Source organism: Cupriavidus sp. OTU4054, assembly GCF_038440175.1.
In the GTDB taxonomy this organism is placed as follows: domain Bacteria; phylum Pseudomonadota; class Gammaproteobacteria; order Burkholderiales; family Burkholderiaceae; genus Cupriavidus; species Cupriavidus pauculus_D.
The window spans coordinates 17,063-35,578 of the sequence record NZ_JASATF010000021.1 but is presented as its reverse complement, the minus strand read 5'-3'; the positions used below and the strand labels follow the sequence as shown (position 1 = coordinate 35,578).

General features: G+C 66.3%; 15 protein-coding genes. 4 read left to right on the top strand and 11 right to left on the bottom strand.

Features of this window, described 5'->3' with window-relative positions; all coding sequences use genetic code 11:
• Positions 1–19: 19 nt before the first annotated feature.
• The gene (locus tag AAHB16_RS22590) at positions 20–1,015 is read right to left on the bottom strand and encodes a Bug family tripartite tricarboxylate transporter substrate binding protein (RefSeq protein WP_150375819.1); all 996 of its coding nucleotides are present in this window, start codon (positions 1,013–1,015) and stop codon (positions 20–22) included.
• 308 nt (positions 1,016–1,323) lie between these two features.
• Between AAHB16_RS22590 and AAHB16_RS22585 the strand changes: the two genes are divergently transcribed.
• Entirely contained in the window at positions 1,324–1,749 is a 426-nt protein-coding gene (locus AAHB16_RS22585; RefSeq protein ID WP_150375821.1) for a hypothetical protein, read from the top strand.
• Positions 1,750–1,798: 49 nt separating this feature from the next.
• Positions 1,799–2,494, top strand: coding sequence for a dienelactone hydrolase family protein (locus tag AAHB16_RS22580; RefSeq protein WP_150375823.1), 696 nt, complete (start codon positions 1,799–1,801; stop codon positions 2,492–2,494).
• 41 nt (positions 2,495–2,535) lie between these two features.
• Here AAHB16_RS22580 and AAHB16_RS22575 read toward each other — a convergent pair whose 3' ends face one another.
• From AAHB16_RS22575 to AAHB16_RS22560, 4 genes are all read right to left on the bottom strand, one after another.
• Positions 2,536–4,059, bottom strand: a complete 1,524-nt coding sequence (locus AAHB16_RS22575) for a tripartite tricarboxylate transporter permease (protein WP_150375825.1) — start codon at positions 4,057–4,059, stop codon at positions 2,536–2,538.
• 10 nt (positions 4,060–4,069) lie between these two features.
• Positions 4,070–4,576: a tripartite tricarboxylate transporter TctB family protein gene (locus tag AAHB16_RS22570; RefSeq protein WP_342052035.1), complete on the bottom strand. Its 507-nt coding sequence runs from the start codon at positions 4,574–4,576 to the stop codon at positions 4,070–4,072.
• A gap of 69 nt (positions 4,577–4,645) precedes the next feature.
• Positions 4,646–5,671 carry a Bug family tripartite tricarboxylate transporter substrate binding protein gene (locus AAHB16_RS22565; protein WP_446718123.1) on the bottom strand — a complete coding sequence of 342 codons (1,026 nt, stop codon included), beginning with the start codon at positions 5,669–5,671 and terminating at the stop codon, positions 4,646–4,648.
• Between the two features lie 102 nt (positions 5,672–5,773).
• Positions 5,774–6,979, bottom strand: coding sequence for a pyridoxal-phosphate-dependent aminotransferase family protein (locus AAHB16_RS22560; protein WP_150375829.1), 1,206 nt, complete (start codon positions 6,977–6,979; stop codon positions 5,774–5,776).
• A 248-nt stretch (positions 6,980–7,227) separates the two neighbouring features.
• Here AAHB16_RS22560 and AAHB16_RS22555 point away from each other — a divergent pair, with 248 nt between their 5' ends.
• Entirely contained in the window at positions 7,228–7,920 is a 693-nt protein-coding gene (locus AAHB16_RS22555) for a GntR family transcriptional regulator (protein WP_150375831.1), read from the top strand.
• Between the two features lie 48 nt (positions 7,921–7,968).
• Positions 7,969–11,007, top strand: a complete 3,039-nt coding sequence (locus tag AAHB16_RS22550; protein ID WP_342052034.1) for an FAD-binding and (Fe-S)-binding domain-containing protein — start codon at positions 7,969–7,971, stop codon at positions 11,005–11,007.
• On the opposite strand, the gene AAHB16_RS22545 is transcribed toward AAHB16_RS22550, so the two are convergent.
• From AAHB16_RS22545 to AAHB16_RS22520, 6 genes are all read right to left on the bottom strand, one after another.
• On the bottom strand, positions 11,004–13,478 hold the full coding sequence (locus AAHB16_RS22545) for a penicillin acylase family protein (RefSeq protein ID WP_342052033.1): 2,475 nt from the start codon (positions 13,476–13,478) through the stop codon (positions 11,004–11,006). The genes AAHB16_RS22550 and AAHB16_RS22545 overlap by 4 nt on opposite strands.
• A gap of 122 nt (positions 13,479–13,600) precedes the next feature.
• Positions 13,601–15,205, bottom strand: a complete 1,605-nt coding sequence (locus AAHB16_RS22540; protein ID WP_342052032.1) for a sulfite reductase subunit alpha — start codon at positions 15,203–15,205, stop codon at positions 13,601–13,603.
• A 10-nt stretch (positions 15,206–15,215) separates the two neighbouring features.
• Positions 15,216–16,235: an FAD:protein FMN transferase gene (locus AAHB16_RS22535; RefSeq protein WP_342052031.1), complete on the bottom strand. Its 1,020-nt coding sequence runs from the start codon at positions 16,233–16,235 to the stop codon at positions 15,216–15,218.
• 15 nt (positions 16,236–16,250) lie between these two features.
• Positions 16,251–17,084, bottom strand: coding sequence for a DUF4198 domain-containing protein (locus AAHB16_RS22530; protein ID WP_342052030.1), 834 nt, complete (start codon positions 17,082–17,084; stop codon positions 16,251–16,253).
• A 19-nt stretch (positions 17,085–17,103) separates the two neighbouring features.
• Positions 17,104–17,625: a DUF2271 domain-containing protein gene (locus AAHB16_RS22525; RefSeq protein WP_150375843.1), complete on the bottom strand. Its 522-nt coding sequence runs from the start codon at positions 17,623–17,625 to the stop codon at positions 17,104–17,106.
• 53 nt (positions 17,626–17,678) lie between these two features.
• Positions 17,679–18,344, bottom strand: coding sequence for a PepSY-associated TM helix domain-containing protein (locus tag AAHB16_RS22520; RefSeq protein WP_342052029.1), 666 nt, complete (start codon positions 18,342–18,344; stop codon positions 17,679–17,681).
• Positions 18,345–18,516 lie beyond the last annotated feature (172 nt).

The following is an 18,516-nucleotide window of genomic DNA, read 5'->3' as shown; positions in this document are numbered from 1 at the left end:
ATCGATCCCGTTCGCTCGATCAGCTATCGGACTTGATCTGCGCGTCCGTGATCACCTTCTCCCAGCGGCTGACTTCGGTACGCAGCCGCTCGGCGGACTTGTCGGGCGAGGTCGGCGCGGCGGCGTACACACCCTGCTTCAGGAACTGCTCCTTGACCTCCGGATTGTCGAGCATCTTCGCGATCGCCGCGTTCAGGCGCTCGACGATCGCCGCGGGCGTGCCGGCCGGCGCGAGCACGCCGAAGGTCGAGGCGACTTCCAGCTGCGGCATGCCGGCTTCCGTGGCGGACGGCACGTCGGGCAGCATCGAGATGCGCTTGGGAGCCGCCACCGCGAGCGCGCGCAGCTGGCCGGCCTTGATAAACGGCTGCGCGGCGGGCACGGTCTCCACCATCATGTTGACCTGGCCGGCCACGAGATCGGTCATTGCCGGGCCGCTGCCCTTGTACGGCACGTGCACCATGTCGATGCCGGCTTCCTTCTTGAACAGTTCGGCCGCCATGCGCTGCGGCGCGCCCGCGCCCGACGAGGCGTAGTTGAGCTTGCCGGGATTGGCCTTGCCGTACTGGATCAGTTCCGGCAGCGTATTCACGGGCAGCTTCGGATTGACCACGACGACCAGCGGTACCGAGCCCACCACCATCACCGGCGCGAAATCCTTGATCAGGTCGTAACGGAGCTTGCCCTTCTCGAGCGTCGCCATCGTCGAATGCGAGGTCAGCGCGCCCATCAGCAGCGTGTAGCCGTCCGGCGCGGACTTGGCCACCACTTCGGCACCGATATTCCCGCCGGCGCCGCCGCGGTTGTCCACCACCACCTGCTGCCCCAGCGCTTCGCCGAGCTTTTGCGCGATGATGCGGCCGATCACATCGGTCGCGCCGCCCGGCGGGTACGGTACGACGAGCCGGATCGGCTTGTCGGGATAGGCGGCGAACGCGGGAATGGCGTAGGGGAGCGTCAGCAGAACGCATAGCGTCGCGCGCAGCGCGTGGCGCCGGCTATTGTGGGTGGTCATCGGTCGTCTCCTGAATATTTTTTATAAGGGAGCACGCCTGCACGATGCCTTGCGGACCCAGCCCGCACGCGCTGCCCGGCCACAAGTCTCGCCCTGCCGGGAAGAAGAAAAAAGCGACTATGAGACTGATTAACCAAAAAATTTTTTTGGTTTAAACATAGCTGTTCCGCGATGAGACAAATCTCATTACTCTATCTGCGGCAGGACCTGTTTGCGCCAGATCAAATGCACGACGAATAGCCCATGACGCGCCGCGGCGATGGTGGAAAAATGCGGCGCATTGCAAACCTTGAAGAAGAGGAGAAGTCGTGGATATTCAGCAATGGAGCATGATCGGGGGCGTCGCCGTAGCGACGGGAACGGCCATCTTTGGTGGGGTGACGTTCTTCGCGGGGATGATGGACAAGCGGTTGAGTTTCTTCGCAGACATGGTGGACAAGCGGTTCGACTTGCTGGTCAATGCCATGAATCGTGGCTTCGAGCAGATCGACAAGCGCTTCGAGCAAGTGGACAAACGCTTCGAGCAAGTAGACAAGCGCTTCGAGCAAGTGGACAGGCGCTTCGAGGAGGTAGACAAGCACCTCAATCGCCTGGAGGCCCGGGTGGACCGTTTGGACGTACGTCTGGAGCGGGTAGAACGCCAGGTCCAAAGCATCGACACCCGCCTGGCCCGCGTGGAAATGCGCTTCGGCGATCAGCCACCCGCCATGGATCCCCGCGGCGGCGCCTGCTAAGCTCAATGCCTGACCTTCGTCCCCTGACCCCACCCCGGAGAGACCCGCCATGTCACAACGCATCACCATCACCACCCCCGACGGCAGCTTCGCCGCCTACCTCGCCACCCCGGATCCGGCCAATGCCAGAGGCACGGCCATCGTGGTGATTCAGGAGATCTTCGGGATCAATGCGGACATGCGCGAGACCTGCGACAACTTTGCCCGCGACGGCTTCGTCGCGATCTGTCCGGATCTGTACTGGCGCCTGGAGCCGAACGTCGAGCTGACCGATAAGACCAAGGAAGAGTGGGACAAGGCGTTCGCGCTGCTCAACGCGTTCGATATCGACAAGGGCGTCGAAGATATCGCCGCCACCATCGCCTACACGCGCAAGCTACCGGGCGTGACCGGCGGGGTCGGTACCGTCGGCTTCTGTCTCGGTGGCTTGCTGGCCTTCCTGACGGCTACGCGTACCGACACGGATAGCGCGGTGTCGTATTACGGCGTGAATCTCGACAAGTTCCTCGGGGAGGCGGGCAAGATCAAGAGCCCGCTGCTCATGCATATCGCCGAGGAGGACGAATTCGTGCCGGCCGAGGCCCGCGCGAAGATCATCGAAGCGCTCAAGGACAACAAGCACGTCGAGATCCACACCTATCCGGGCTGCCAGCACGCCTTTGCGCGCAATAACGGCATTCACTATGTCGATGCGGCGGCCAAGGCCGCCAACGCCCGCACGCTCAAGGCGTTCCAGGCGTTGTAAGGGCCGCGGCGCCGTTCGGAGCGGCGTCGTTCAGGGCGCGATCATTCGGTGGCGCCCTGCGTCTGCAACGCGCGACGACGCTTGCGCGCATCCATCATGCCGCCGAAGACCGGCCACACGAGCACGACGATCGCCAGGCCCATGATCGTGCCAACGAGTCCATTGGACCAGAACACATCCATCTGCCCTTGCGACATCAGCATCGTCTGGCGGAACGCGTCTTCCGCGCGATCGCCGAGCACCAGCGCGAGCACGAGCGGGGCCAGCGGATAGTCGAGCTTCTTCAGGATGTAGCCGACGACGCCAAAGATCAGCATGAGCCAGACGTCGAACATCGCGTTGTGCACGGTGAATGCGCCGATCGCGCAGACCACGAGGATCAGCGGCGCGATGATCGCGAACGGAATGCGCAGGATGGCGGCGAACAGCGGCACCGTGGACAGCACCACGATCAGCCCCGCGAGGTTGCCCAGATACATGCTCGCGATCAGGCCCCACACGAACGTCTTCTGCTCCGCGAACAGCAGCGGCCCCGGCTGCAGGCCCCAGATCATGAGACCGCCCAGCAGCACCGCGGCCGTCGCCGACCCCGGGATGCCGAGCGCGAGCATCGGCAGCAAGGCGCTCGTGCCGGCCGCGTGCGCGGCGCACTCGGGGGCGATCACGCCCTCGATATTGCCGCGTCCGAACGTCTCGCGATTGCGCGCGAAGCGCTTGGCCACGCCATAGCCCATGAACGATGCGGCCGTGGCGCCGCCGGGCGTCACGCCGAGCCAGCAGCCGATGACCGACGAGCGGATCAGCGTCATCCAGTAGCGCGGCAATTCCGCCCAGGTCTTGAGCACGACCTTGAGATCGATGTTCGCGCGCTTGCCGCGGAAGGCAATGCCCTCTTCCATCGTCATCAGGATCTCGCTGATCCCGAACAGGCCGATTACCACGACAAGGAAGTCGAACCCGCGCAGCAGTTCGGTGGAGCCGTATGTCATGCGCAGCGTGCCGGACACGGTATCCATGCCGACGGCGGCGAGCGCGAAGCCGATGCACATTGCAATGACGATCTTGGCCTTCGCTTCCTTGCCCATGCCGATAAAACTGCAGAACGTCAGGAAGTACACCGCAAAGAATTCCGGTGGTCCGAATCGCAATGCGAATTTGGCCACCAGCGGCGCAAGGAACGTAATGAGCAATACGCCCGCCAGCGCGCCGAGAAACGAGCCCGTGAACGCGGACGTCAGCGCGCGTCCCGCCTCGCCCTGCTGCGCCATCGGATAGCCGTCGAACGTGGTGGCGACCGACCACGCCTCGCCCGGGATATTGAACAGGATCGAGGTAATCGCGCCGCCGAACAATGCGCCCCAGTAGATGCAGGAGAGCATGATGATCGCCGAAGTCGGCTCCATCGAGAACGTCAGCGGTAACAGGATCGCCACGCCGTTGGGACCGCCCAGTCCCGGCAGCACGCCCACCACGATGCCGAGCAGGATGCCCGCGAGCATCAGCGCCACGTTGTGCCACGACATCGCGACCGCGAAGCCGCCCATCAATGCATTGAGTTCATCCATCGCGGCCTCCTCAGAACCCGAGGGCCGCTTCGAGCGGCCCCTTCGGCAGCGGCACGCGGAACTGCATCTCGAAGATCCAGAACAGGGCCACGTTGACCAGCACGCCGGTGGCAATCGAGCGCCACCACGAGAATTTGCCGAGCAGGATCATGAAGCCGATCACGAACAGCGCGGACGCGACATAGATGCCGAGAAAGCTGATGACCGCCACATAGACCGTCAGGGGCACGAGAATCACCGCGACCTGCTTCAGTTGCGGCCACGTGACGAAGGTCTCCCCCGGTTCCATGCGCCATGCGTGCCAGAGCACGAACAGGCAGGCGAGGAAAATGATGGCGCCGATGCGCAACGGGAAATAGCCCGCCTCGGGGCCGTCCGGCGCCCAGCCGGCGCCAATGCTGTAATTGCTGACCATCACCACCACGGCGCCCGCCGCGATCAGCAGCGCCACGGCGATCTCCGCCGTCCGTACCGTGATCGCCGCCGGTGCCGCGGCCTCCTGTGGATGCTCGCCCATGATCGGGTCTCCTGAATGCCATCGGAAATCCCCTCGCCCGTTGCAGGCGAGGGACACAGCCATCGCTCGTCAGCGCGCGGCGGCAACGAAGCCGGCGGCCTTGATGATGTCCTTGTGGCGGTTCTCGTCGGCGACGAGGAAGTCCGTGAGCTTCTGGCCTACGAGGAAGTCGTTCTTGAGCGCGTTCTTCTCGAGGTACTCCTTCCACTCTGGCGTGGCCACGACCTTCTGCATCAGATCCACGTAGAACTTCTGCTGGTCGGGCGTGACGCCGCCGGGCAGCATGAACACGCGCAGCATCTCGTACTCGACATCGAGGCCCGCTTCCTTGCACGTGGGAATGTCACCCCAGCTCTGCGTGCCCGTGATCTTGGCCGAATACTGCATGCGCGCGGGCGCGAACACGCACAGCGCGCGATGCTCGCCGGCGCGCCATTGCCCGATCGATTCGGAGGGATTGTTGACGTTGGAGTCGATATGCTTGCCCGACAACTGCGTGGCCGCCTCGCCGCCGCCCTTGTACGGGATGTAGATGAAGCGCACGCCGGCCTTGCGTTCCATCTGCGCGGTGATGATCTGGTCCTCGCGCTTGGAGCTCGTGCCGCCCATCTTGAGCTTGCCCGGATTTTCCTTGGCCTTGGCCAGATAGTCGGCCGGCGTCTTGTACGGGTCCTGCGAATTGGTCCACAGCACGAACTCGTCCTGCGCCACCATGGCCACCGGCGTCAGGTCTCGCCAGTTGAACGGCAACTGGCTGATCATCGGAACCGTGTAGAGCGCCGACGATGTGACCAGCAGCTTGTGCGGATCGCCCTTGGACGCCTTGGTGTCCATCAGCCCTTCCGCGCCGCTCGCGCCGGCCTTGTTGACGACGATGATCGGCTGGTTCATCAGCTTGTGCTTGGCGATGATGCCCTGGATCGAGCGCGCCATCTGGTCGGACGCGCCGCCCGCGCTGAACGGCACCACCATCTCCACCGGCTTGGTGGGCTCCCAGGCGAACGCCGGGGCCGCCATGCCACCTAGCAGCGACGCCCACGCCAGCGCGCGAACCGTTTGCCGCAACTTGCCCTGCAACCTTCCTTGCAACATCATGGCTTGTCTCCTTTGATGGAAACCGTGCGGTCTGATGCCGCATCGGTTCTTGTTGCCAAAAGCTGCCGCGCGCCTCAGGGCGCCATGCGTACGCCGCCAGAATCAGGCCGCGCGCAATGCCGGTTGCGCCGCCGCGGCGCGCAGGCTCTCCATCGCCGCGAGCACGCCGCCGGTCTGGTGCGGAACGTTTGCGAGCGCGAGGCCCATCTCCACGCCGGCGAGGGTACCCATCAGCGTAAGGTCGTTGAAGTCGCCGAGATGCCCGATGCGGAAGATCTTGCCGGACACCTTCGACAGCCCCTGGCCGAGCGACATGTTGAAGTTCTCGAGCACGACCTTGCGGAACGCATCGGCGCTATGGCCTTCCGGCATGACCACGGCGGTCAGCGCGGGGCTGTACTCCGCGGGGTTCTGGCACAGGATTTCCAGACCCCACCCGCGCACGGCGGCGCGCGTGGCTTCCGCATGGCGCTTGTGGCGCGCGAACACGTTCGGCAGGCCTTCCTCGAACAGCATGTCGCACGCTTCGGAGAGGCCGTAGAGCAGGTTCGTCGCCGGCGTGTACGGCCAGAAGCCGTTCTTGTTCGCCTCGATGATCTCTTCCCACCCCCAGAACGCCTTCGGCAGCTTCGCGTTCGCGGAAGCGGCAATCGCCTTCTGGCTCACGGCATTGAACGAGATGCCCGGCGGCAGCATCAGCCCCTTCTGCGAGCCTGACACGGTCACGTCCACGCCCCACTCGTCATGGCGATAGTCGACCGAACCCAGCGAGGAAATCGTATCGACGAGCAGCAGGGCCGGGTGGTTGGCGGCATCGATCGCGCGGCGCACGGCCGCGATATCCGAGGTCACGCCCGTGGACGTTTCGTTATGGACCACGCAGACGGCCTTGATGGTGTGCTGGCGGTCTTCCGCCAGGCGGGCGCCAATCGCGGCGGCATCCACACCATGACGCCAGTCGCCACCGAGGAACTCGGAGACCAGACCGAGCTTGTCGGCCATGCGCTTCCACAGCGACGCGAAGTGGCCGGTCTCGAACATCAGCACATGATCGCCGGGCGACAGCGTGTTGACGAGCGCCGCTTCCCACGCGCCGGTGCCGGACGCGGGATAGATCACCACGGGCTGCGCGGTCTGGAACACCTTGCGGATGTCCGCGAGCACCTTCTTGCCCAGTTGCTGGAACTCGGGACCGCGGTGATCGATGGTCGGATAGTCCATCGCGCGGAGCACCCGGTCCGGCACATTGGTCGGCCCGGGGATCTGCAGGAAGTGCCGGCCGCTCGGATGGGAATTCAGTCGGATCATATCGCCTCGTGTCTCAATTTGAATTTTGTATTCAAAAAACAGGGGTGCACTACGGGACTGGCTTGCGGGATAATGTTGGCGGGCGGTCGCGCCGCCCATCCCGTAAAAAGTCCTTATAAATCAGTATTTATCAGTCTTTCTGGTCGCCTTTTTCGCCGCATCCGGCGTGCCCGGCGACCCCGGCATGCAGTTCGTGCTTGCCTCAGAGTAGGTTTTGAATACAATACTGTCAAGCCGCGATATCACCGATGAGTCTCAATCCGACCCCTTCCTCCCAAGCCGTGGACCGCCAGATCCTGCATGTGGCGGTGGCCCAGCGCCTGCGCGCGATGATCCTGGAAGGCGAACTCGCGCCCGGGGCACGGCTCAACGAGCGGGTGCTCTGCGAACAGCTGCAGGTGTCGCGCACGCCGTTGCGCGAGGCATTCAAGGTGCTGGCCGGCGATGGCCTCGTGACGCTGCTGCCGAACCGCGGCGCCGAGGTGGTCCAGCTCTCGCAGGAAACCATCGACCATCTGTTCGAGATGATGGGCGCGCTGGAGGGCCTGTCTGGCGAACTCGCCTGCGAACGCATTACCGACGCCGAACTGAACGAGATTCGCGCGTTGCACTTCGAGATGCTCGCCTGCCATGCGCGGCGCGATCTGCCCAACTACTACGCGTTGAACCGCCGCATCCACGATGCCATCAATGCGGCGGCGCGCAATCCGATCCTCGAGGAGACCTATCGACGCATCAACCTGCGTATCCAGGCACTGCGCTTTCGCTCGAACTTCGATCAGGAAAAATGGGACATGGCCGTGCTCGAGCACGGCGCGATGCTCGACTGCCTGGCGAAGCGCGACGGCGCGGGCCTGCGTGACATCCTGCGCGCGCACCTGAAACACAAGCGCGACGCGCTGATCGCCGAACTAGAACGCGTACAGGGCGCCGCCGCCTGATCCCGCGGCGTGGCCCGAGTGCGTGCAGCAACCGGAGACCCCACGTCCATGGCTTTGCCGACCACTCCCACGCCACCCGGCGTGCAACCGCTTCACTTCATGCCGCGCGGTGGCGCGGCACCGATGCAGCAATCGCCGCTCTACCGGCGGCTGGCTGCGGAATTGCGTGGCGACGTCCTGTTCGACGCCGCGAGCCGCGGCCGGTATGCGACCGATGCGTCCATCTATCAGGTCATGCCGATCGGCGTGGTGGTGCCGCGCGACGAAGCCGACGCGCGCCTCGCGCTCGATATCGCGCGCGACCTGCACGCGCCGCTGCTGCCGCGCGGCGGCGGTACGAGCCAGTGCGGACAGACCGTGGGCGAGGCACTGGTCATCGACAACAGCAAATGGCTGAACCAGGTCATCGACTTCGATCCCGTCGCGCGTACGGTCACCGTGCAGCCCGGCATCGTGCTCGATCACCTGAACGCATGGCTCAAGCCGCATGGCCTGTGGTTCCCGGTGGATGTCTCCACCGCGGCGCAATGCACGATCGGCGGCATGACCGGCAACAACTCGTGCGGATCGCGCTCGATCCAGTACGGCAACATGGTGCACAACGTGCTCGGCATCGACGCCATCCTCGCGAACGGCGAGGAAGTGCGCTTCGACGGCAGCTGGCCCGCGGAGGGTGCCGCGCATCGTGCGATTGCCGATGGCGTGCGGCGCATCGCCGAGCGCGAACGCGATGCCATCGCCGAGATGTATCCGCACGTGCTGCGCCGCGTCGGCGGCTACAACCTCGATATCTTCTCGCCGCGGAGCGAGCGGCCCTACACCGCCGATGGCAGTGTCAACCTCGCCCATCTGCTCGTCGGCTCGGAAGGCACGCTTGCGTACTTCAAGCGCATCACGCTGCAACTGTCGCCGCTGCCGACGCACAAGACGCTCGGCGTGGTGAACTTCCCGACGTTCTATCAGGCCATGGACCTGACGCGGCATATCGTGGCCTTGCGGCCCGCGGCTGTCGAGCTCGTCGATCGCACGATGATCGATCTGTCGCGCCGGAACCCGGCGTTCCGTCCCGTGATCGAGCGCGCGCTCGTGGGCGAGCCCGAGGCAATCCTGCTCGTCGAGTTCGCCGGGGACGACCGCGATAGCACCGTGCGCGATCTCGCGCGGCTCGTCGAGCTGATGGCGGACCTCGGCCTGCCGGGATCCGTCGTCGAAATGCCCGAAGCGGGACCGCAGAAGGCGTTGTGGGAAGTGCGCAAGGCCGGCCTCAACATCATGATGAGCATGAAGGGCGATGGCAAACCCGTCTCCTTCATCGAGGACTGCGCGGTACCGCTCGAACATCTGGCCGAATACACCGCGCGGCTGACCGAGGTCTTCCACAAGCACGGCACGCGCGGCACGTGGTATGCCCATGCAAGCGTCGGCACGCTGCATGTCCGGCCCATTCTGGACATGCGCCGCGATGGCGCGGCCAAGATGCGCGCCATCGCCGAAGAGGCGGCCGCCATGGTGCGCGAGTACAAGGGCGCCTACTCGGGCGAGCACGGCGACGGCATCTGCCGCGGCGAGTGGGTGGCGTGGCAGTTCGGTCCCTCGCTGAACCGCGCGTTCGAGGAAGTCAAGGCGCTGTTCGATCCCGACAACCGCTGCAACCCCGGCAAGATCGTGCGCACGCCGCGCATGGACGATGCCACGCTGTTCCGCTTTCCGCCGGGCTATACGGTCAAGCCGCTCGTGCCCGCGCTCGACTGGTCGGCGTGGAACGTCACGCGCGATCCGGTCACCGAAGCGGAAAGCGCGCCGGGCACCGGGCTCGATCCCGCGCGCGGTCTCGCCGCCGCGGTCGAGATGTGCAACAACAACGGCCATTGCCGCAAGTTCGATGCGGGAACGATGTGCCCGAGCTATCGCGTCACGCGCGACGAGCAGCATCTGACGCGTGGGCGTGCCAACACGCTGCGCCTGGCGCTGTCGGGACAGCTCGGGTCGGAAGGCATCCTCGATCCGGCCGTGAAGGAGACGCTCGATCTCTGCGTCTCGTGCAAGGGCTGCAAACGCGATTGCCCGACCGGGGTCGATATGGCGAAGGTCAAGATCGAGGTGCGCGCCGCGCACGCGCGCGCGGGACATCTGCGCCTGCGCGACAAGCTCGTTGCATTCCTGCCGCGCTACGCGGGCGCGGCCAGTCGCATGCCGTGGCTGTTCAATCTGCGCGACCGCATTCCGGGCCTTCCGCAACTCGGCGAGCGGCTGTTCGGCATTTCCGCGCGGCGCTCGCTGCCGCGCTGGCAGCCGGCATTCCTCGATGCCCGGTACCGTTCCACGCCCGAGACCCATGACGACGCACGGAAGGAAGTCGTGCTGTTCGTCGATACGTTCAACAATCATATGGAGCCCGAGAACGCACGCGCGGCGCAGCGCGTGCTCGAGCGTGCGGGCTATACCGTGCATCTGTCCGGCGTGCCGGGCGAGCGTCCGCTGTGCTGCGGCCGCACGTTCCTCGCCGCGGGGCTCGTCGATGAGGCAAAGGCCGAGGCCAGGCGTTCGCTCGATGCGCTGCTGCCGTTCGTCGCGCGTGGCGTGGCGATCGTCGGGCTCGAGCCGTCGTGCCTGCTCAGCATGCGCGACGAGTTCCTGCAATATGGCTATGGCGATGCCGCGCGGTCGCTGGCCGACAATGCGTTTCTGTTCGAGGAATTCCTCGTGCGCGAACACGCGGCGGGACGCTTCGCGCCGACCCTGAATGCCATCGGCAAGTCGCGGGCGATGCTGCATGGCCACTGCCACCAGAAGGCGTTCGACGCGGTGCGCCCGGTCGAGCAAGTGCTCGGATGGATTCCGGGCCTCAAGTCGGAGCTGATCGAGTCGTCGTGCTGCGGCATGGCGGGCAGCTTTGGCTATGAGGCCGAGCATCACGACGTGTCGATGCGTGTGGCCGAGTTGTCGTTGCTGCCCGCGGTGCGCAAGGCCGGCGACGATGCGGTGATCGTCGCCGACGGTACCAGTTGCCGCCATCAGATCCACGACGGCGCGCAGCGTGAAGCGCTACACGTTGCGCGCGTGCTCGAGATGGCGATGCAGCCTTAGCGCTGCGCCGCCTGCGGCACCAGCTCCACGCGCTCGACGCTTTCCTTCTCCACGGCCTTGCGCGAATAGACAAGCGGGAAGTACTGCCCTTTGGCCCACACTGGCGCGAGATCGCGGTAGTGTGGGTTGGCGGGATTGCCCGACTGCCCCGGTGTGTTGACCACGCGCGAGGCATCCCAGTTGCCGACGTCGAGCACCATGCGATATGACGCGCCCGCGGTCAGCTGGAAGTCGCTGTTGCGATACGTCGTGGCCATCGGCGTGAAAGCGGAGCCGCCGATCGGTCCCGCGTTCACGTCATATTGCCTGCGCGCATCCGCATCGAGGATCGGGCTCAAGGGATGGTTGAACACGGCCGTATGCAGCTTGCCCCATTGCCATGCGCGCATATCGGGCCCGAGCTTCTGCTCGACCTCGACGATCGCCCCGCGCAGCGAGGCAAGCATGACCTCGTTGCGCTTCGTCGTGTCCATCCAGGGGCCCGGCTGCTCGAGTACCGCGATCACGCGTGCCGCATCGCCCGCGCCAACGAGCCTGGCGCCCTCCGGCGACAGCGCCGCGCGCACCACGGCCGGACGCAGATGCTTGCTGAACCAGACCTCGAACAACGCGGCGGGCGCGCTGTCCGCGCGTTCGTTGCCATCCCACCCGCGCAGCAGATCCAGTGCACTGCGCAGTTTCGGATCGGTACTGTCGATGCCCTTGAGCAGCGCAACCACGCGTTGCGCGGGCAGCGACACCGTATCGGTCTGCCATGCCATCGAATCCGCCAGCGAGCTGCGCGGATTGGCGCCGACCACGGCCTTGAGCCGGCGTGCGCGCGAACTGTCGCTCCACTCGTAGCCGACCCCCTTCTGCGCGGCGGGATGATCGGACGGAATATTGTTCTCGTTCGCCGTGACCACGTATCCGGCCGGTGGGTTATAGGTCCACGGCAACTCGTCCATGTTGCGGTAGCCCGCCCACTCGTAGCGCCCGTCGCCCGGTACCGGCGTCAGGCCATCCCAGTTGGGGCGGATGACCGTCAGCCCGCCCGGCAGCCAGCCGATATTGCCGCCACGATCCGCGAAGACCTGGTTCTCGCCGGGCGCGCCCCAGCGATTCATCGCCGCGCGGAACTGATCCCAGTTCTGGGCGCGCATGTAGTCCATCGAGCCGAAGTACGGCGCCATGCCGACGTCGAGCCATGCCGCGCGCAACGCGTACGCGCGATGGCCCGCCGCGTCGGCGTAGAGCAGCGGCCCGTGCCGCGTGTAGTCGATGGTGACGGTGCGCGGCGTGGCCTCGCCCTTGACCGCGATCTGCTCCGTCACGGTCTTCATCGGTTCCCATCGCCCCTGATACCGGTACTCGCTCGGCTGTGCCGGGTTGGTCTCGTAGACGTAGAGATCCTCCTGATCCATGTAGAAGCGCGTAAGCCCGAATGCGATGGTGCCGTTGTGGCCGATCGAGATGCCGGGCAGGAACGGCTCGCCGGCGCCGATCACCGACAGGCCCGGCGCGTTCAGATGGCTGATATAGCGCAGGCTCGGGGCGCCATGCGCGCGGTGGGGATCGTTGGCGAGAATCGGGCGGCCCGTGGTCGTTCGCGCGCCGGCAATCACCCAGTTGTTGGAGCCGAGACTGCGCGCGAGATCGCTGGCCGCATCCTGCAGCACGTAGAGTTCTTCGAGCGGTACATCGGTCTTGCGGTCTGCCCGGGCAGGGCCCCACCAGTCCTTGGGAAAGCGCGGCGCGGCGGTGGCGAGTTCATAGGCACGCTTGAGTTCGGCGGCCGGAATCGCGCAGGGATCGAGGCCTTCCGGCAGCTTCGGTTCCACGGGGGGATCGAGCTCGCGGCGAAGCCAGTCTGCGCGCACGGCGTCGGGCTTTACCTCGCAATAGATCTGCGCGCGATCCACCTCGCCCGTGAAGTTCAGCGTCAGGCCGTGGTGGCGAATGCGTACGATGTCCTCCGCGCGCCAGTACGACGGCTTGTAGTTCAGGACCTTGAACTCGGGCGGCAGCAGTTCCGGATGCGCTTCGGTCTGCGACACGAATGCGTTCACGCCGGCCACGAACGCCTCGGCCACGCGCTTGGCGTCGGAGCCATAAGCGAGCCATTCGCGGTACATGTCGCCACGAAACAGCACGGCGCGCGCCATGCGGTCGCCATCGACGTAGTTGGGACCGAAGTCCTTCGCCATTTCGCCAAGTCCGCGCTTGCGCCAAAGATCGATCTGGAACAGCCGGTCGCGCGCGGCCATGAAGCCCTGCGCGTAGAACGCGTCGTACAGCGTACCGGCATAGATATGGGGCACGCCCCAGCGATCGACGAGGATGCTGGCCGGCTTCTCCAGACCCGGTGCGACATAACGGTCTGGCGGCGCGGCCGATGCAAGATGCGTGGTGCCTGCGAGCGCGAGGCAGGCGAGGGTATGCGAGAACGTCCGGGAAAGCTTGCGGGAAGGCGTGATGCGCTGGCGATGCATGGGTCTCCTCTTTTTGTTGTGGGCCCAACGTGTTGTGGGCTCAACAATCGAGGATAGTCAACACCGCGCCTCATGACGAGGACATCACGTCAAACGCGCGTTTGCTTTCTGGGACCGCCCGATCAGTACACGTCGCGCCGATAACGCCCGTCTTCGGTCATCTGTTGCAGTGCCTCGTCGCCGGCGATCGACACCAGTGCCGCATGCACGCCGCCCGCCATGCCCTGCAGGCTGCCGCACACATAGATTGCCGCCCCCTCCGCAATCCACTCGCGCAGCGCCATCGCATGCGCGGCCACCGCATCCTGCACGTAACGGAGCGGCCCGCCATCGCGCGAGTACACACGGTCCACGCGTTCCAGCACGCCACTCGCATGCCATCGTCCGATGTCCGCGTCGTGGAAGGCATCGTGCGCGGCCGAGCGTTCGCCGAACAGCAGCCAGTTGCGACGATGGCCCGCCGCTTCGCGCGCCTTGATCTGGGCACGCAGGCCCGCGAGGCCCGTGCCATTGCCGATCAGGATCAGCGGGCGGCCGTCGGCCGGTGGATGGAAGGCGCGATTGACGCGCACTCGCAGCGCAATCGCGGTACCGACCGCCGCGTGTTCGGTCAGCCAGCCCGACGCGAGGCCAAGGCGCCCATCGTCGTAACGCGTCTGGCGAACGAGCAGTTCGAGGCGTCCGTCCGCAGGCAGCGAGGCAATCGAATACTCGCGATGCGGCAGGGCCGGCAGCGCGTCGACGAGGCGCTGCGGCGACAGCCCCACGAGCGTGTCGAGGTGCGCCTCGGGCAATGGCAGGCGCGTGGCCAGCGCCGCGGCCAGCGTCGTGGGGCGGCTGTCGCAGCGTACCGGCGTGGTGCCGTCGAGCGCGAGGCGCGCGAGCAGCGCGGCCACGACGCCGGGCGGATGACAGGGTCCGACTTCGGCGATGTCCCCCGCCGACCAGTCGAGGGCTTCGGCCTCTTCAGGTACGAGCGCCAGATGGCAGGCCGGCGCCCCCGCGCTACCGGGGTTGAGCACGCGGCGTTCGACGAGTTGCCAGCGCCCGTAGCGCGGCCGCTCCCAGTCGGCGATCTCGGCCCCGCCGGACATTGCCGACAGATGGTTCTGCCAGTGCCGGAGCGCACCGGGGTCGCCGTTGTCGACCTCGACCATATCGAACAGCGGCTGCGCGTGATGACGCTGCAGCCATGACGACAACGTATGCCCGAATGCGCAGAAGCGCGCGTAACTGCTGTCGCCCAGCGCGAGGATGCCGTACCGCAGCTGACGCAGGCTATCCGGGGCCACGCCAGCCATCATGCGGCGCGTGAAACCGGACGCGCTGTCGGGCGCATCGCCCTCCCCCGTCGTGCTGACGAGGAACAGCGCCTGCCCGCAGGCCGCAAGCTGCCTGCCGTCGAGATCGGCGAACGACGTCACGCGCACGGGCATGCCCGCACCCTGCAGCGCGCGGGCGGTCTGCTCCGCGAGTTGCTCGGCAAACCCGGTCTGGCTCGCGAACGCGATCAACGTGGGACGGTCGGTATCCGCGCCGGTGCCAGCGCTACCGAATGCCGCGCGTGCCGCGCGGCGCCGGCGGTGGCGCGCGAGCACACCCACGCAGAACGCGAGGTACGCCACGACCACGCCGGCCGCGATCGCCGTGCGGTCATGCGCGGTCAACGCCAGGACCGTACCGGCGGCACAAACGGCGATAGGCGCGATCGGTGTCAGGAATTTCATGGCAACATCGTCATTGCATCATCGCGGCGAAGGCCGGGGAGACATGTTCGTCGAAACCGCGCGGCGTCCGTACGAGAAAGCGTGCCGCGAGCGCGTGACGCGCGGCCGTCTGCAGCCCCGCATCGGGACCGAGCACGGTCAGCGCCGTGGACCACGCGTCGGCCATCATCGCTTCCTCGTGCAACACGGTCACGGAGGCCAGCGCGTGCGTGGCCGGGTAACCGGTGCGCGGGTCGATCGTATGCGCGTAGCGGCGACCCGCCTGCTCGAAATAGCGGCGATAGTCGCCCGAAGTCGCGACCGACAGCCCGCATAGCGCCACCAGCGTCCGTGCGTCCTGCTCCTGGCCTTCCCCCCGGCCGTCTGCATGGGGCGATTCGAGCTCGACCCACCATGGCATGCCGTCGGCCTTGACGCCATGCCCACGCAGTTCGCCGCCGATCTCGACCAGATGGCTCGTCACGCCGGCGCCGTTCAGATACCGCGACACGGCATCGACCGCAAACCCCTTGGCAATCGCGCAGAAGTCGAGCGATATGCCGCCCGGCTGCCACACCGCGCGTCGCTCGATGTCGACTGCCATGCGCTGCCAGCCGCAATGCGCCCGCGTGCGCGCAATCGCGTCGGGCGCAGGCGCGGTATCGCGCCGCCCCGCGGGACCGAAGCCCCACAGATCGACCAGGGCGCCCGCGCTCGGGTCGTACGCGCCGCCGCTTTCGCGCGCGGTGCGCAGCGCGGCGGTCAGGACCGTGAGCGCGTCCTCGGGCAGAACCACCCACTCGCCGGACGCCGCGCGGTTGTAGCGGCTGATATCGGAGTCGGCGGACCAGTTGCTCATCTGCGCGATGACGCCATCGAGCACCGCGCGGATGCCCGTACCGAGCGACGACGGATCGCACGCGGCAGGCAGCTCTGCCGCCACCGACCAGGTCGTGCCCATCGTGTCGCCCGCCCATTGCCACGCGCGCGCGCCCGCCACCGGCGTGGGGGGCGCGCTCAGCGCGAGCGGGATCAATACGCGATGCGTCATGGCGGACGGCTCGACTTACTGCGGCAATACCTCGACGGTCACCGCATACGTCGCACGTCGCGCCTTGATTGCGCGATTCGACGTCTTGTCGTCGCGTACCTCGGCTTCCATCCAGTACATGCCGGGCGCGGGCCACTTGACGCTGAACTTGCCGTCCGCGTCGGTGGTCACGTCCATGTCGTTGAGCTTGTCCCGATAGCGGATGCCACCGGGCACGACTTCCACCTTGAGGTTGCTCGCGGGCTTGCCATCGAGCAGCAGGCGGAAGTTCGCGGCTTCGCCGGCGACGAGGTCGTTCGGATGCGTGATGGGCTGCAGTTCCAGACCCTTGCCCGTGGCCGCGAACGCCTTCGTGCTGGGCTTGCCCGCGGTGACGAACGTCTCCACGCGGCCAAGCGTCTCGGTGGTCTGCAGCCCCTCGGCGTTCGGCGGCACCGCGCTGGCAAGCGCCTCGGCGGTGCCGCGGAAACGCTTGGTCTCGCCGTTGACCTTCCAGTTCGCGAACACGCCGGTGTTCACCACGGCTACGCGGTACGTGCCCGGTTGCGCCAGATGCAGGTCGAACGTGCTGCGGAACTTGCCGGTGGACGCGTTCTCGGGCTTGAGCGCGGCGCCATCGGGACCGGTCACGACGAGGCTGTCCAGCCGCATCGGGAAATGATCGAATACGAACAGGTCGTTCGACACGGCGGCATCGACGGTGACCCACGGATCGTTGCCCGCGAGCACGGTGGAGGATGGCAGCAGCCATTGACGGTGGGCGTGCGCGGCGAGCGGCGCAAGGGCGGCAAGCGCGAGGAGCGTGGCGCGCAGCGCGAGGCGTTGCAGAGGACGGGCAGGTTTCTTCATGGTCGTCTCCGGTTCGATATCAGGGCTTGAGGTCGATGCTGACGGCACCCAGTTCATGGTCGCCCTGGGCACGGGCGTTCTGCGCCGACTGCGGCGGCCACGTGAACGGCACGCGTACGAGTTCGCGTCCGCCCACCTCGCGCGCGGCTTCCACCACGAGCTGGTAGCTGCCCGCCGGCAGCTTGCCCAGCGGCGCCTTGCCGTCCGAGAACGTCAGCGTCTGCTCGCCGGGCGCGCGCGTGGCGCCGGAAATCCCGTCGGCCGGCATCTGCATGTCGCGGCCGGCCTTGCGCCACCACTGGCGCATGTCCTTGAGCCACTTGGTGCCGTGGTCCTCCTTGCTCTTGGCGTCGTACCAGACCGCCAGCGTGGAAACCGGGCTCTGGTCGGCGCGCTCGATCCAGATGGAGACGTAGGGCCGGTGGTACTCGGCAACGGTGAGACGCGGAATCTCGACCTTGACGTTCATTTCCGCGGCCATGGCGTTCACGGCGGGCATCGCGGCCATGCCGGTCAGGGTAACGGTGAGCAGTCGGCGCATATCAGGACAGCCTTTCCTAGCCATAAAGGTAGAGGTGGAGATGATGGGATCGATCAATGGATAAACAGGATGGCCAGCAACAGCGGCAGGACCACGCCGAAGCCGACGAGCGGCCACGTGGCGGCCCGTCCGCCCGCGTGAAGCTTGAGCAGGAACAGCCCGGTAATGCTGAACACGAGGCACGCAATGGCGAACGCGTCGATGAACCAGCTCCAGGCGTTGCCCGTGTTGCGGCCCTTGTGCAGGTCGTTGAGATAGGAAATCCAGCCGCGCGTCGTGACTTCGTACTGGACCTCCCCGTCGTCGAGCGAGACGCTGGCCCAGGCATCGCCACCGGGCCGCGGCAAGGCAACATAGAGCTCGTCGGCCGACCATTCGGCCTCGCGTGCGGAGGCATCGACGTCGAGCGTGCGCGCCAGCCACTCGGCCAGCACCGGCGGGACGGCGGATTTCGCGTCGCCCTTGCGGCGCGCACCGTCGGCAGGGGCAGGCACCGCGCGCCGCAGCGCGTGCAGCACGTCGGCGGGCAGGGTTTCCTGCCGTGTCACGACCTTCGGCCGGCCTTCGATCTGGCCGGCATGGTTGAGCGTGAAACCGGTCACGGCGAACAGCAGCATCCCGATCAGGCAGATCGCGGAACTGATCCAGTGCCACTGGTGCAGATGCTTGAGCCAGAACGCGCGGCGCTGCTGGCCGGAAGCTGGCTGGGTGTCGATCATGGAAACGGGGACTCGCAACTGCGGTGACAGCGGCGTCACAAGGAAAACGCAGGCTGGAGGATGATAATGGTTCTCAATTAGGAGAGCAACGCACCCTCTGCCGGGTGGTGTTACGGATCATTACGGCCGCCATGGCGCCGTTGGGGGTGGCGACTACAATGCTTTGACATCA

What these genes read in the sequence shown, in the direction of transcription:
- AAHB16_RS22590 (WP_150375819.1), bottom strand. Translation starts at nt 1,015, where the DNA reads ATGACCACCCACAATAGCCGGCGCCACGCGCTGCGCGCGACGCTATGC.
- AAHB16_RS22560 (WP_150375829.1), bottom strand. Translation starts at nt 6,979, where the DNA reads ATGATCCGACTGAATTCCCATCCGAGCGGCCGGCACTTCCTGCAGATC.
- AAHB16_RS22540 (WP_342052032.1), bottom strand. Translation starts at nt 15,205, where the DNA reads ATGAAATTCCTGACACCGATCGCGCCTATCGCCGTTTGTGCCGCCGGT.
- AAHB16_RS22520 (WP_342052029.1), bottom strand. Translation starts at nt 18,344, where the DNA reads ATGATCGACACCCAGCCAGCTTCCGGCCAGCAGCGCCGCGCGTTCTGG.
- AAHB16_RS22525 (WP_150375843.1), bottom strand. Translation starts at nt 17,625, where the DNA reads ATGCGCCGACTGCTCACCGTTACCCTGACCGGCATGGCCGCGATGCCC.
- AAHB16_RS22570 (WP_342052035.1), bottom strand. Translation starts at nt 4,576, where the DNA reads ATGGGCGAGCATCCACAGGAGGCCGCGGCACCGGCGGCGATCACGGTA.
- AAHB16_RS22555 (WP_150375831.1), top strand. Translation starts at nt 7,228, where the DNA reads ATGAGTCTCAATCCGACCCCTTCCTCCCAAGCCGTGGACCGCCAGATC.
- AAHB16_RS22545 (WP_342052033.1), bottom strand. Translation starts at nt 13,478, where the DNA reads ATGCATCGCCAGCGCATCACGCCTTCCCGCAAGCTTTCCCGGACGTTC.
- AAHB16_RS22530 (WP_342052030.1), bottom strand. Translation starts at nt 17,084, where the DNA reads ATGAAGAAACCTGCCCGTCCTCTGCAACGCCTCGCGCTGCGCGCCACG.
- AAHB16_RS22565 (WP_446718123.1), bottom strand. Translation starts at nt 5,671, where the DNA reads ATGATGTTGCAAGGAAGGTTGCAGGGCAAGTTGCGGCAAACGGTTCGC.
- AAHB16_RS22580 (WP_150375823.1), top strand. Translation starts at nt 1,799, where the DNA reads ATGTCACAACGCATCACCATCACCACCCCCGACGGCAGCTTCGCCGCC.
- AAHB16_RS22575 (WP_150375825.1), bottom strand. Translation starts at nt 4,059, where the DNA reads ATGGATGAACTCAATGCATTGATGGGCGGCTTCGCGGTCGCGATGTCG.
- AAHB16_RS22550 (WP_342052034.1), top strand. Translation starts at nt 7,969, where the DNA reads ATGGCTTTGCCGACCACTCCCACGCCACCCGGCGTGCAACCGCTTCAC.
- AAHB16_RS22535 (WP_342052031.1), bottom strand. Translation starts at nt 16,235, where the DNA reads ATGACGCATCGCGTATTGATCCCGCTCGCGCTGAGCGCGCCCCCCACG.